The 13,673-nt window shown below is 61.2% G+C and carries 13 protein-coding genes; 3 read left to right on the forward strand and 10 right to left on the reverse strand.

From position 1 onward, the window contains the following. Positions 1-19 precede the first annotated feature (19 nt). A complete protein-coding gene (locus E6W33_RS03320; RefSeq protein WP_136414226.1) occupies positions 20-949 on the reverse strand; it encodes a LysR family transcriptional regulator in 930 nt (309 codons plus the stop codon). Positions 950-1,052: 103 nt separating this feature from the next. Between E6W33_RS03320 and E6W33_RS03325 the strand changes: the two genes are divergently transcribed. From E6W33_RS03325 to E6W33_RS03335, 3 genes are read left to right on the forward strand one after another with little or no spacing between them, the layout of a single operon-like run. Next, positions 1,053-1,274 carry a 4-oxalocrotonate tautomerase family protein gene (locus E6W33_RS03325; RefSeq protein WP_136414228.1) on the forward strand — a complete coding sequence of 74 codons (222 nt, stop codon included), beginning with the start codon at positions 1,053-1,055 and terminating at the stop codon, positions 1,272-1,274. A 51-nt stretch (positions 1,275-1,325) separates the two neighbouring features. Continuing rightward, a complete protein-coding gene (locus tag E6W33_RS03330; protein WP_136414230.1) occupies positions 1,326-1,880 on the forward strand; it encodes a flavodoxin family protein in 555 nt (184 codons plus the stop codon). A 27-nt stretch (positions 1,881-1,907) separates the two neighbouring features. Then, the gene (locus E6W33_RS03335; RefSeq protein ID WP_136414232.1) at positions 1,908-2,291 is read left to right on the forward strand and encodes a nuclear transport factor 2 family protein; all 384 of its coding nucleotides are present in this window, start codon (positions 1,908-1,910) and stop codon (positions 2,289-2,291) included. Positions 2,292-2,310: 19 nt separating this feature from the next. Here the strand turns inward: E6W33_RS03335 and E6W33_RS03340 are convergent, their stop codons facing one another. From E6W33_RS03340 to E6W33_RS03380, 9 genes are all read right to left on the reverse strand, one after another. Further along, positions 2,311-4,005: a diguanylate cyclase gene (locus E6W33_RS03340; protein WP_136414234.1), complete on the reverse strand. Its 1,695-nt coding sequence runs from the start codon at positions 4,003-4,005 to the stop codon at positions 2,311-2,313. A 424-nt stretch (positions 4,006-4,429) separates the two neighbouring features. Beyond that, complete coding sequence (locus tag E6W33_RS03345) at positions 4,430-5,173, reverse strand: lysophospholipid acyltransferase family protein (RefSeq protein WP_211097214.1); 744 nt, start codon at positions 5,171-5,173, stop codon at positions 4,430-4,432. Positions 5,174-5,280: 107 nt separating this feature from the next. Further along, on the reverse strand, positions 5,281-6,366 hold the full coding sequence (locus E6W33_RS03350; RefSeq protein WP_136414238.1) for a chemotaxis response regulator protein-glutamate methylesterase: 1,086 nt from the start codon (positions 6,364-6,366) through the stop codon (positions 5,281-5,283). Between the two features lie 16 nt (positions 6,367-6,382). After that, on the reverse strand, positions 6,383-6,877 hold the full coding sequence (locus tag E6W33_RS03355) for a chemotaxis protein CheD (RefSeq protein WP_211097215.1): 495 nt from the start codon (positions 6,875-6,877) through the stop codon (positions 6,383-6,385). A 4-nt stretch (positions 6,878-6,881) separates the two neighbouring features. Next, positions 6,882-7,694 (reverse strand): protein-glutamate O-methyltransferase CheR, encoded by an 813-nt coding sequence (locus E6W33_RS03360; protein ID WP_247869489.1) that lies wholly within the window; start codon positions 7,692-7,694, stop codon positions 6,882-6,884. Between the two features lie 228 nt (positions 7,695-7,922). Then, positions 7,923-8,456 carry a chemotaxis protein CheW gene (locus E6W33_RS03365; RefSeq protein WP_136414240.1) on the reverse strand — a complete coding sequence of 178 codons (534 nt, stop codon included), beginning with the start codon at positions 8,454-8,456 and terminating at the stop codon, positions 7,923-7,925. 9 nt (positions 8,457-8,465) lie between these two features. Then, the gene (locus E6W33_RS03370) at positions 8,466-10,640 is read right to left on the reverse strand and encodes a methyl-accepting chemotaxis protein (RefSeq protein ID WP_168798497.1); all 2,175 of its coding nucleotides are present in this window, start codon (positions 10,638-10,640) and stop codon (positions 8,466-8,468) included. A 148-nt stretch (positions 10,641-10,788) separates the two neighbouring features. Continuing rightward, entirely contained in the window at positions 10,789-13,056 is a 2,268-nt protein-coding gene (locus E6W33_RS27785) for a nitrate- and nitrite sensing domain-containing protein (protein ID WP_168798498.1), read from the reverse strand. Between the two features lie 61 nt (positions 13,057-13,117). Further along, positions 13,118-13,669: a chemotaxis protein CheW gene (locus E6W33_RS03380; protein WP_136414246.1), complete on the reverse strand. Its 552-nt coding sequence runs from the start codon at positions 13,667-13,669 to the stop codon at positions 13,118-13,120. Positions 13,670-13,673: the final 4 nt, after the last annotated feature.

The raw sequence follows: 13,673 nt of genomic DNA on the forward strand, positions 1-13,673 counted from the left end.
CGTGAACCTGAACACATCGTCACACTCGCGGTGAACCGGCGGGACGCAAACGCTCCAGCAAGAACTCGATCAGCACGCGTACCCGGTGCGGCATGTGGCGGTGGGCGGGATAAAGGATGGAGAAGGGACGTGACGTTCCGCCGAATTGGCGCATCACCTCCACCAGCCTTCCACTCGCCAGATCGTCCACCACGATAAACCGGTAGGTCTGCGCCAGGCCCGCGCCGCTGCGTGCTGCGGTGGACAGCCCAAGCACGTCATCGGTAATCCGCAGAGAACCCCGGGTTTCGATCTCCACCTCCGTGCCATCGGCTCGCAGCAGCCACGGAATCGCTTGCCCGGTGCGCGGCCGCTCGAACTGGATGCAATCATGCCTGCCGAGTTCGTCCGGCGACTTTGGCCGCCCCTTGCGCTTCAGATAGGCGGGCGATCCGACGACCACCAGCTCCGCATCTTCTATCTTTCGCGCAATCAGCCCCGAATCGGGCGGATTCCTGGCCCGGATCGCCAGATCCATGCCGTCCGCCACCAGGTCGACATTCTGGTTGCTCAGTTGAACCTCCAACTCGATTTGCGGATAGCTTGCCTTGAATCGGGCAAGGATAGGCAACACACGGAAGTGGCCGTAAGAAGTCGGCAGACTCATTCGCACCAATCCGGTCGGCACGACCTGATCGCCGGTCAGCTCGCGCTCCGCTTCCACCAGCTGTCCTAGCGCCTGGCGGCATTGCTCGTAGTAGGCGCGCCCCTTGTCGGTAAGGCGGACGCTTCGCGTGGAGCGAACGAAGAGTTGCACGCCGAGGCGCGCTTCCAGCCTCGACACCGACCGACTCACGGCGGCCTGCGTCACACCCGCCTGCACGGCCGCCGCAGTAAAGCTCGCCAGCTCCGCCGTCCGGCAAAAGAGCTCGATGCTGCCGAGCATGAGCCCGTCAAAGTTTCGGTTCATTTCATTACATCATGTAATCAATGTTGTTCGCCATTCTATATTTATCTTCTCGTGTGCGGCAAATACCATGCGCTGGTCTGTTCAATGATCACAGGAGATCCGCATGCCTTACATCCACATCCAGGTCACGCGCGAGGGCGTGACGGCGGAGCAAAAGAAAAAACTGATTGCTGGCGCGACCGAGCTGGTGGTCGAGGTGCTCGACAAGGATCCGGCCGCCACATTCGTCGTCATCGAGGAAGTGGACACCGACAACTGGGGCGTCGCGGGCGAAACGGTGACCGCGCTGCGCACGCGGCAAGCGCTGGCCAGGGAACCGCGCTAAGCGAGACACCAACGATACCCATCTTTCAACCTCTACCGAATGGAGAACTTCATGAGCAAAAACATCGTCATCGTCTACCACAGCGGATACGGACACACGCGCAGGATTGCAGAGGCCGTCGCCGAGGGAAGCGGCGGCACGCTGCTGGCCATCGATGCAGACGGAAACCTGCCCGGCGAGGGCTGGAGCAAACTGGGCGCTGCCGACGCCATCATCTTCGGCTCTCCCACCTACATGGGCAACGTCAGCTGGCAGTTCAAGAAATTCGCTGATACCAGTTCGAAGGTATGGGCCACGCAGGGCTGGAAGGACAAGCTCGCCGCGGCATTCACCAATTCGGCGTCCGTCGCCGGCGACAAGCAAACCACCTTGTACGCCCTGTTTACCCTGGCGCAGCAGCACGGCATGCTGTGGGCCGGGACCGGAATGATGCCGAGCAATGCAAAGGCTTCAACGCGCGACGACATCAATTACCTGTCCTCGTTTTCCGGCCTCGCCACGGCCACGCCGTCCGATGCATCAGCCGACGAAATGATTTCCGGCGACATGCGCACTGCCGTCCTCTTCGGCAAGCGCATCCGCGCAGCGTCCGAGCGGATTTCCTGATAAAAGGCACTGAGCAAGGAGATGAAAATGCAGGATCACCAGGCAGTTCTGATGGCGATTTCCGAATACTGCAAAGGCGTGTTCAGCGGCGAGGTCGATCGGCTGCGGACGGTGTTTCATCCGAGGGCGGCGCTGTTTGCCGAGATTCGCGGAGAGGCATATTACAAGCCGCTCGACGAATACCTGAATGTGGTTGCCCACCGCAAGTCTCCCGAAGCGCTGGGAGAGTCGTTCCTGATGAAACCGATCTCGGTCGAGGTGACGCACAACATGGCGTTCGCCAAGGTGCATTGCCCTATGCTCGGTTTCAATTATTACGATTACCTGTCGCTTGTCCGTCAGGAGGGCCGATGGATCATCGTCAACAAGCTGTTCACCGACGTGCCTCTTGCGCCGGCGGCACACGCTTGATGTCCTGCGCCGCCAATGATCATTCCGACAATGCTTGCACGCCCTTGTCGCCTCGTTTTCCGTCGCGCTGCTCCTCAACGGGGACCGTCATTGATGGCTCGAAGAAGCGGAAGGTGCTCTTTCCCGCATCTTTCGCCGCATACATCGCGCTGTCGGCATGCTTGAGCAGTTCAACCGGCGTTCGTCCGTCGGCAGGATAAATCGCAATGCCGATGGACGTTCCTACCTGAACCGTATTGCCGCGAAGTTCCATCGGCTCGTTGATGACGGCGACAATGCGTCTGGCGATATGCGCGATCTCGTCCTTGTTCGCCGGATTGTTGAGCTTGATGACGAACTCGTCTCCGCCCAGGCGGGCCACGGTGTCCGACTGCCGCACCAATGCCAGCAATCTCTGCGCGACCTCCCGCAGCAACTCGTCGCCGACGTCGTGGCCGTAGGTGTCGTTGATGAATTTGAAACGATCAAGATCGAGGAACAATAGCGCCAGGCCAACGTGCGTGCGCTCGGCCATCGAGATGCGATGGTTCAGCCTTTCCATCAGCAAGGAGCGATTCGGCAGATCGGTCAGGGCATCGTGAAAGGCCAGATGTTTCAGGTATTCGTCCTTGCGCCAGAGGTCGGTGATGTCACTGAACACCGACACATAGCGCACGGGATTGCCGGCCGAGTCGCGGATCATGGTGATAGTGATCCGTTCCAGGTAGACTTCGCCGTCCTTGCGGCGATTCCATATGTCGCCTTTCCAGCGGCCGTTGGTCAGAATGTCGTGCCACATGGCGACATAGAACGCGTGGTCGTGCCGGTTGGACCGGAGAATGCGCGGCGTCTGCCCTATCGCTTCCTCGGCGGTATAGCCGGTAATCGCGGTGAAGGCGGGATTCACCGACAGGAAAATCCCCTGTGCATTGGTGACAGCGATACCTTCAACCGTGTTTTCAAAAACACTGGCGGCAAGTTCGAGCTGCGATTGCGCTTCCTTCAACTCGGTCACGTCGCTGGCCAGGATGAAGATTCCGTTCACCGCACCGTCGACATCGATATCGGGAATGTAGTTGGCCAGGATGTAGCCTGCACTGCCGTCGGCCTTGGTCAGGGTCCGCTGGAAACGCTGCGTTTCACCAGCAAGGGCTCGGCGAATATGGGGTTCGTTCAGGGCATACAGGCGCTCTCCCATCAAATCCCGGATGGAGGTACCGATGATGTCCTCAGGACGTTTTCCCCACCACTCCATATAGGCATTGTTGGCAAGGCCGAAGCGCAAATCCTTGTCCCAGTAGCCGATCATGTTGGGCATCGCTTCGATGGCGGACTTCATGAACCGCTCGCTCCTGGCAGCCGCCAGGGCGGCCGATTCAGCCTGCTTTTGCGCCTCGGTCGCGCGCGCATTGGCGCGGCGCATGGTGTCGATGACATAGCAGACCGCCATGCAGGTGAGCGCGAAAACGCCCATGCCCAGAAGATCGATGGGACTCGCAATGAAAGGCCGAGCAACGAGAAACGGCCATAGAAACGCAACCGTGAGACAAGCCAGCACCGTTGCCAGCAGAGCCGCAGAAAGCCCGCCGTAGAGAGCAACGCCGATCACGGCCGGATAGAACGTCAGCCAGGCGAGGCTGGACTCAAGCGGCTGCAGCGGCCAGACCCTCAACGCCGCGGCAACCGACACGACGACGAAGGCAAAGAGGCAGCGTCCCCAACAGGTTTGAAGCATCTGCCTCGTGTTCACGCCTTCTCGGGACATAGGTGCGCAATGAAATGAAAAACGATAACGCTCTCGTGATACGTTAGGGGTGAACTTATGCGTCGGCTCTTTGATTCATCAATAACATGGAATTCCTTCCGGCGACAGGTTTTCGACCGAAATGGCGGGCTCGGCCGGGACCGATTCATTGTACTGCAGGCTTGATGGAATCTCGTGCGCAGGCTTCTGAAGCAATTCCGAATTGTTGCAGTTCCTATTTCGTTAAAAAATTGTCAATGCAAGGATCGGCAGGGTTCGGCTGCGAACAAGATCCTGCCCGGCAGCACATCCATTCGGTTCCGCAAGTTGCTGCGATCTGGAATCATGGATGCGCCAAATGACTGAATCGCCTGCGCGCGGACATCGTCAAACGGCACTTGTCCGCACACGAAAGCTATTCCAGATACTGCGCATTCCAGCGCGCATACAGTGCATACGCCGCTGCCTTCATCGCATACTTGTCCGCATAATCCGCCGGATCGAGCGGGTCATACACGTAGTAATTGGCACGATTGTTCACCGTCTTCATCATGTGCAGGATCTTGTCGGGCAGCGTGTAGGGCGGCTGCCACTCGAAATCGTCCTGCGCTTCGTAATGCAGGAACACCGGCAGGATGGGAACGCCGGTGCGCTGCGACACTTCAAACGCGCCCGACTTGAATTCTTCAAACAGACGGCGTCCCTTGCATCCACCCTCCGGATAAAGCGCGATGTTGCGGCCGTCCTTCACCGCCTCCACCATCGCCTGAATCGCCTGCTGACGCGAGGCGGGATCGTCACGGTCCACGTATAGCGTGCCGGCTGCCTTCGTGATGCGGCCCACGAGAAACCAGTCCTGCACCTGCACCTTCGCCAGCGACACTACGTCGAACAAGGCGGGAATGCCGATGTCTTCCAGCGCGGAGGGATGATTGGCAATCAGGATGAAGCGCGCGGGCAGACGGAGGCGGTTTTTCTGGTGCAGGCGCAAATCGATATCGAGCGCGCGCACGAACGCGCGGCACCAGGCGTGAAACAGACGCGCGACGGGGTGCTTGCCGCGCCATGGCAAGCATGACAACAGATAGAGCAGCGCAGTGAACAGGATGAAGTCCGTCCAGGCGATCAGTTTTCGCATCCAACGCAGCAGCAACAACATCCGGTTGACTCCCTGCCCATGCACGGAATCATTATTGCCTTGGCCCATCCGTTGAGCAAGTGTGCCGTCGCACTTGTCGATCAGCGCGCAACACATTCACCGGAAGATCAGCCGGAAAACTTCGCAAGCTGCTGCAGGATCTCCTTATCAATGGCATTCAAGGCCACGGTTTTCTCGACCGCGCCGCGCTTCACCGCTTCTTTCGGCATCCCATACACGACGCAGCTCGCCTCGTCCTGCGCGACGGTATGCGCCCCGGCCTTGCGCATCTCCAGCAAGCCGGCCGCGCCGTCGTCTCCCATGCCGGTCATGATGACGCCGAGCGCGTTGGCGCCGGCCGCCTTGGCCACGGAACGAAACAAGACATCGACGGACGGACGGTGACGATTGACCAGCGGGCCGTCGATCACTTCGACGAAGTATTGCGCGCCGTTGCGCCGCAACAGCATGTGCTTGCCGCCCGGCGCGATCAAGGCGCGGCCCGGGACGACGCGGTCATTGTTCTGCGCCTCCTTGACCGCGATCTGGCAGATGCTGTTGAGGCGTTCCGCAAATGCGGCGGTGAATTTTTCCGGCATGTGCTGCACGATGACGATGCCGGGCGACACGCGCGGCAAGGCGGTCAGCACTTCTTCCAGCGCCTGCGTGCCGCCGGTGGAGGTGCCGATGGCGACAACCCGCTCGGTGGTCTGCGTCATGGCATTCCCTTCGGCGGGCGCAAGAATCACGTCGGCGGTGTACTTCGCCGTGACCGGCGGTGCGGCGTGCTGCTGCGGCACCAGCCGCCTGACGTTGGCGCGCACCGCTGTCCTGACCGCCGTGATCAGCTCGTCGGAACTGTCTTTCAGATATTGCTTGAGGCCCAGCCTGGGCTTGGTGATGATCGCGACCGCGCCGGCGGCCAGCGCCTCCATCGTGGTTTGCGCCCCCTTCTCGGTCAGCGTCGAACAGATGACGACCGGCGTCGGCCGTTCGCTCATGATCTTGCGCAGGAAAGTGATGCCGTCCATGCGCGGCATTTCCACATCGAGCACGATCACGTCCGGCCATTGCATTTTCATGCGTTCCATCGCCAGGATGGGATCGGCGACCGCGTGCGTGACCTGGATGCCGGGCACGTTCTCCAGCAAGCCGGTCAACACCTGGCGCACGACCGCTGAATCATCCACTACCAACACCTTGATGCGTTCCATGGGCGCCTTCTTGTTGCTATTGAATATCAGCCGGCTTGACCTGGCGCGACCAGACATGCCCGCTGCTGATATCGAAAATCATTTGCCGGTGGCCGACGCCGAACAGGCTTTCGGACACCAGCGGAATGCCGTGCGCGCGCAACAGTTCGCGCGCTGTTTCGCCATTGCGCTTGCCGACATGGATTCCGGTCGCCCGCGTGTGGACCGGGAACATGTCGCCGCCGCCGAATATCTTGCCCTCGCATTCCGTGACCACGACGCCGGCGGCATGAAGCTCGCGCAGCATCAGCCACATGACTTCCTCGCCGTAGCGCCCGTCCGGTTCGCGCGATGCGCCTGACGGACGACTTGCGAGCATGAAGTGCGACATCGCACCGATGCGCAGGCGGGAATGCCAGAGCGTGATGGAAACGCAGGAGCCGAGCAGCGTCCGGATCCGGTAATCCGCGTTGCCGACGAAGTACTCGCCGGGCTGCAGGAAGATTTCGATGAAGGTCTTCTTGCCCGACATGGCATCAAGCCGTCTTGCGGTACACCGACGGCATGACCGGCTGCACCTGGTCGGTCACGCCATGCAGGCTTTCCGAATGCCCTATGAAGAAGCAGCCGTTCGGCTTCAACAGCGACAGCACGCGCGCGACCACCTGCTGCTTGGTGTCGCCATTGAAGTAGATCATCACATTGCGCAGGAAGATCACGTCAAACGTGCCGATCTGCGGCAGCGTGCCGTTCAGGTTCACCTGCAGGAACTGCACGCGCTGCCGCAGGCTGCGCTCGATCAGCAGAGTGCCCTGCTGGGTGCCGGTGCCCTTCAGGCAGTAGCGCTTCAGGTAGTCGGGCGGAATATGCGTGGTGCGCTCCAGCGGATAGTGGCCGGTCCGGGCGCGTGCAAGCACCCGGGTACTGATGTCCGACCCCACCACCTCCCACGGCGCATCGCCCAGCGTATCGGCGAGCACCATGGCGATGCTGTATGCCTCTTCGCCGCTCGAACTCGCCGCGCTCCACACGCGAAACGTCTGCCCGCTCCTGCGCAGCTTGCAGGCGGCTTCGCGCAGCTGGTCGAAATGCTTCGGCTCCCGGAAAAAGTAGGTCTCGTTGGTCGTCAGGAGGTCGATGGCCGTCTGCACTTCGGCGGCATCATTCCCGCTGGTTAACAAGCGGAAGTACTCGCCGTAATTGTTCAAGCGGCACTGCTGAACGCGCTTGGCAAGGCGCCCGCTGACCAGCGCCTTCTTGGCGGGCGACATGCTGATGCCCGCCGTCTCGTAGATGAACCGCTGGAACTGGAGAAACTCCTGGTCCGTAATCGTGATGACATTTCCCACAACTTCTCACTCATTCATGATTTTCTTCCCGGGCGGACCGGCCCGCCCGGACTGCTAGTGGTCTGCTTTGTAATTGGGTGAACTAACAGAAGCGATGGATTGTCGTGTCACGCCAGGCGCAAACCGCAGCGATAGTGGGACTATCGCGAGCAGTTCAACGCGGCCGGCGAGGCGACGCATGGCGCGAAAAGCCGCGCTTCTGTGTTCAATCAAATGCGAAGCAGACCACTAAATGCCCGCCGACTCCAGCGCCAGGCCGCTCAGCGCACCCAGATCCTCGGTCGACAGCACGTTGTCGACATTGAGCAGGATGACGAACCTGCCGTTGACCTTGCCCATGCCCGCAATGAAATCGGTGCGGATCCTGGCGCCGAAGCTCGGCGCCGGTTCGATCTCGGAGGACGGTATTTCCAGCACTGCATTCACCGCATCGACCACCACGCCGACCACCTGCTGGGCGTCGTGGTGACTGACTTCCACGATCACGATGCAGGTGCGCTTGGTCACCGCCGTGACCGCCTTGCCGAAGCGCGAGGACAGGTCCATCACGGGCACCACCGCGCCGCGCAGGTTGATCACGCCGCGTATGCATTCCGGCATCATCGGTACCTCGGTCAGGCCGCCGTACTCGATGATTTCCTTGATCGCCAGAATGCCGATAGCGAACATTTCGCCGCCCAGCATGAAGGTCAGATACTGCGCATGGTCGTGGCTTGCCTGCAATTGCCCTGAACCGGGTTTGACTTCTACCAGCGAACTCATTCACATCTCCTAGAATTTCGTGAAATGCGTCTCGTCCGGCTCGTGTGCCGCCGCGAACGCGTGGTCCGGCAGCTTTTTCACGCCGTTCTGCTTCATCGCCGTGGCCTTCGGTGCGGGCTTGCGCGGCGCGGCGGCGGTCGATGCCTGCGCATGCTTGAGCTTGAAGAAGGACATGGTCTGCTGCAGTTGCTCGGCCTGGCCGCTCATCTCCTCCGCCGTCGCGGCCAACTCTTCCGAGCTGGATGCATTCTGCTGCGTGGTCTGGCTCAACTGCCCCACCGCCGCGTTGATCTGCCCCACGCCCGACGACTGCTCTTCCGACGCCGCCGTGATCTCCTGCACCAGGTCCGAGGTCTTCTTGATGTTCGGCACCATCTCGTCCAGCAGCTTGCCGGCTTTCTCGGCAAGTCCGACGCTGTTGGTCGCCACTTCACCGATCTCCTGCGCGGCCACCTGGCTGCGCTCGGCCAGCTTGCGCACTTCGGCCGCCACTACCGCAAAGCCCTTGCCGTGTTCGCCGGCACGCGCGGCTTCGATCGCCGCGTTCAATGCCAGCAAATTGGTCTGGTACGCGATGTCGTCGATGATGCCGATCTTCTTCGCGATCTGGTTCATGGCTGAGACGGTTTCCCGCACGGCCTCGCCGCCTTCGGCCGCTTCCTGCGCGGCCTTGGTCGCCATGCCGTCGGTGACCTTGGCGTTCTCGGTATTCTGCGAAATCGAGGCCGTCATCTGTTCGATCGAGGCGCTGGTTTCCTCCACGCCGGCCGACTGCTCGCTCGCTGCCTGCGACAGGGATTGCGCAGTGGCGCTGACTTCCTCGGAGGCACTGGCCAGCGCATCGGCAGCGCTGTTGACCTCTGCCACCACCAGCGAGAGCTTGTCGACCATGTTGTTCGAGTACTCCTTGAGTTTGCCGAATGCGCCTTCATAGGACTTGTCGATTCTCGTGCTCAGATCGCCTTCCGACATCGCGCCCATCACCCGCACCACATCGTCGATGCTCGCGCCCGTGGTTGTCATCAACTGGTTCAGGCCGTCCGCCATCTCTTCCTGGAATCCGCGCAGGCCTGCCGTGTCGAGGCGCGTGTCGAAGTTGCCGCGATTGGCGGCTTCAATCGCCTGGCGCTGGCCGTCGATCACTTGCGTGAGCTTGTCGACCGTGTTGTTCGTGTATTCCTTGAGCTGGCCGAACGCGCCGTGGTAGTTCTTGTCGATCTTCTGCGACAGGTCGCCGTCGGACACCGCGCCCATCACGCGCACCACATCCGAAATGCTGTCGCCGGTGACCGTCACGAGCTGGTTCAATCCTTCGCCCATCTCTTTCTGAAAGCCCTGCAGCCCGGCGAGATCGGCGCGCATATCGAAGTTGCCCCGGTTGGCCGCTTCGACCACGCGCTTCTGGCCGTCGATCACCTGGCCCAGCTTGGCCACCATGGTCTGCATCGCATGCAGGAGCTGACCGGTTTCATCCCTGCTGACCGCATCGATCTTGATATCGAGGTCGCCATCCCTGAGCTGGTTGGCGGCCTGCACCGCCTGACCGAGCGGGCGCGTGATGCTCAGCGTGATCCAGAACGCGGTCAGTGCCGACAGTATCGCGGCAAGGCCGCCCATGATGAGCATCAGCGTGCGCGCACTGTGGAACTCGTCGGAGGCATCCTTGCCGGAATCCTCCATAAGCTGCCCCTGGTACTTGATCAGCGCCTCCAGCGCTTCCATGTAGGCAAGCTGCGCGGGCCGCAGTTGCGTCAGCAGCAGGCCTTTCGCTTCGTCCTTTTTCCCTTCATTGATCAACCTGGTGAACTGCTCCTCGTGAACGAGGAATTTTTCCCGAGCGTCGACGATGCCCTTCAGCAGCTCCTTTCCTTTTGGCGATGCGATCGCCTTGTCCAGCCTGGCGATGTTCTCCTTGATCCTTGCCTTGGCAGTGTCGATCGTGCCAAGTTCTTTCCGTATCGTTTCCGGCTCGGTAAAGATGATCGTGTTTCGCATCGACCGCGCAATCTGGTTGACCTCGCCGATCATCTCGTAGGCCCACACCACCTTTGGATAGCGGTCGTTGACAATGACCTCTGTCCCTGCATTCAGATTGCCCAGGCGGGAAATCCCGAGCAGCAGCACCGCAATCAGGACCAGGCAGACCAGTCCGAACGACATCCCCAGGCGAGTGCCGATTTTCATGTGTTTCAGCATTCCATTCTCTCTTCAACCAAGTATTTATCTCTGCTCGGGAGCGTATGCGCTTCCCGATGCCCGCTTCCGTATAAGTAAGTCCCGATCTGGTTGGTTCACCTCCGGGGTCATGCCCGGTTTGTCGTTGACAAAAATCTCAAAAGCGCGTGAACTGCGCCTCCTCGAGCGCGGCATCCGTGGCGAGCGCCACGCTTCGCCTCACCCTGTCGCCGTCGAGCCTCCTCGCCGGCGTTCTGGCCGGCGCCTTTGCCGCATGCCTGCGCGGCTCCGCTTCTCGTACACCCGCCACCCCGTCCAGCTTGAAGAAGCTCATGGTCTGCTGGAGCTGTTCGGCCTGCCCGCTCATTTCCTCCGCGGTTGCGGCCAGCTCTTCGGAACTCGACGCGTTCTGCTGCGTCACCTGGCTCAGTTGCGCCATGGCGGAATTGATCTGCCCGACGCCGGAGGATTGTTCCTCCGACGCGGCGGTGATTTCCTGCACCAGGTCCGATGTCTTGCGAATGTTCGGCACCATCTCGTCGAGCAGCTTGCCAGCCTTCTCCGCCAGTTCCACGCTGCTGGTCGCGACTTCGCCGATTTCCTGCGCGGCTACCTGGCTGCGCTCGGCCAGCTTGCGCACTTCCGCTGCGACTACGGCGAAACCCTTGCCGTGTTCGCCCGCGCGCGCCGCCTCGATCGCTGCATTCAAGGCGAGCAGGTTGGTCTGGTAGGCAATGTCGTCGATGATCAGGATCTTCTTCGCGATCTGGTTCATTGCCGCCACAGTCGCTTTCACCGCCTCGCCGCCTTCGGTCGCTTCCTGCGCGGCCTTGGTCGCCATGCCGTCGGTGACCTTGGAGTTTTCCGTGTTCTGTCCGATCGAGGAGGTCATCTGTTCGACGGATGCGCTGGTTTCCTCGACACTGGCCGCCTGCTCGCTCGCTGCCTGTGACAGCGATTGCGCCGTGACGTTGACCTGTTCGGACGCGCTGGCGATCGCCTCGGCACCGCTGTTGACTTCCGCCACCACCTGCGACAGCTTTGCGACAGTGTTGTTGGTATAGTCCTTCAGCTTGCCGAACGCGCCCTCGTAGGATTTGTCGATGTTCTTCGTCAGGTCGCCTTCCGATACCGCCCCCATGACCCGCACCACGTCGTCGATGCTGGCGCCGGTTGTGACGACCAGCTGGTTCAGCCCTTCGCCCATGTCCTTCTGGAAGCCCTGCAAGCCATTCAGGTCGATGCGCGCGTCGAAATTGCCGTGATTCGCTGCCTCCACGATGCGGCGCTGCCCTTCGATCATCTGCTTCAGTTTCGCGACCATGTTCTGCATGGCGTACAGCATGCTGGACTGGTCGCCGGCCTTGACCACGACGTCCGCCGGCAGATTGCCGCCGGCGACATCGCGCGCCACCTGCGCCGCATATTCCGGCTCGCCGCCGAGCTGGCGCAGCAGGTTGCGGATGATCAGCCAGGACATCACCAGCGTGACACCCACGCAGGCGATGGTGAGCGTGATGTAGATGATCAGGTTGCGATAGGCGCTCGCGGCCATGTCGTGCGCGGTGCTGACAATATCGCCTGACAGGCCCTGTTCCACTTCATGCAAGCCGTCGATGCGCGCGGTGGTCTGCCGCACCCAGGCTTCGCCAGGGACGCCGAACTTGCCGCTCGTATTGCGTTCCAGCGCGGCGCCACGCATTTTTTCCACCTCGCGCGAATAATCCCGGGTCAGGACGCCTTCAAAGGCTTTCGCGTCCTTGTCGCTCGCATAGGTGCGGAAGGTCGCAAAGTCTCCGTCCTGCTTGTGCACGCGCTCGAGCAAGGCGCGGTAATCGGCAGCGTTCATGGCATCCGCGACAAACACGCGCGCGCCCAGCGCACGCTCCTGTCCGGCGTATTCCTTGCCCTTGACGAGGCTGAGATAGGAAGTGAGCTTGCGCCCGAGCACCGGGTTGGCGTCCTGCGTGGCCAGGCCGGCCAGCGATTTCACCAGCACGCCGATGGTGTCGGTGAAGTAGGCGGCGGTCTCGTCGCCGAGTTTGCGCAGGGCGGAAATTTCCTCGCGCGCCCGTGCCAGTCCGGCCAGGCCGTCGAGCGCCTGCCGCGCAAATTCGTTGGTGCCGGCGACGTTCTTCAGGTTCTGCTGGCTGGTGTCGGTGGCCATGCGGCGCCTTGCCATGTCATCGCCGAACTTCTGCCCCTTGGATTGGGCGAAGCCGACGCTGTTGGCGCGCTCGACCTGCAGCGCGTGGACGACTTCACCGAGGGCGGTGGCGAGGTTCATCAGTTTTTCGGTTTCGCTGGCACTCTTGTATTGAAGCCATCCATCCCTGGAAATCGTGCCTGTGGCAAAAACTAGCGCCAGAAGCGGCAGTGTCACCAGTATCAAAAGTTTGCCCGCTACGGTCTTGATGATGTTCATGTTCGTCTCCTCGCTTGAAGTCTTTTCGCCGGTCCTGCCATCGGTTGTGCCACCGATATTGCTATCGACCCGGCCCTGGCGCTGTGGCCGGCGGCCCCGCCGCGGCTTCCGCCAGGGCATCGAGCTCGTCGAGCGACACAATCTGATTGATGTTGAGCAGGATCACGAACTTGCCGTTGACCTTGCCCATTCCTTCGATGAAATCGGTACGGATCTTCGCGCCGAAACTGGGTGGCGGCTCGATCTCGGAAGCGGCGATATCCAGTACCGCATTGACCGCGTCGACCACCACGCCGACCACTTGCTGCGCGTCGCCGTTGTCGACTTCCACGATCACAATGCAGGTGCGCTTGGTGACCGCCGCCGCCACCCTGCCGAAGCGAGAGGACAGGTCCATTACCGGCACCACCGCGCCGCGCAGATTGATCACGCCGCATATGCATTCCGGCATCATCGGCACCTCGGTCAGACCGCCGTATTCGATGATCTCCTTGACCGCGAGAATGCCGATGGCGAACGCCTCTCCGCCCAGCATGAAGGTCAGGTATTGCCCGCAATCCGAGATAGCCTGCGCCTGCGGCGCCTTGGCCCCGGCTTCAACAAGTGCGCTCATCCTC

This window comes from Herbaspirillum sp. ST 5-3 (genome assembly GCF_004804275.1).
Lineage (GTDB): Bacteria > Pseudomonadota > Gammaproteobacteria > Burkholderiales > Burkholderiaceae_D > Noviherbaspirillum.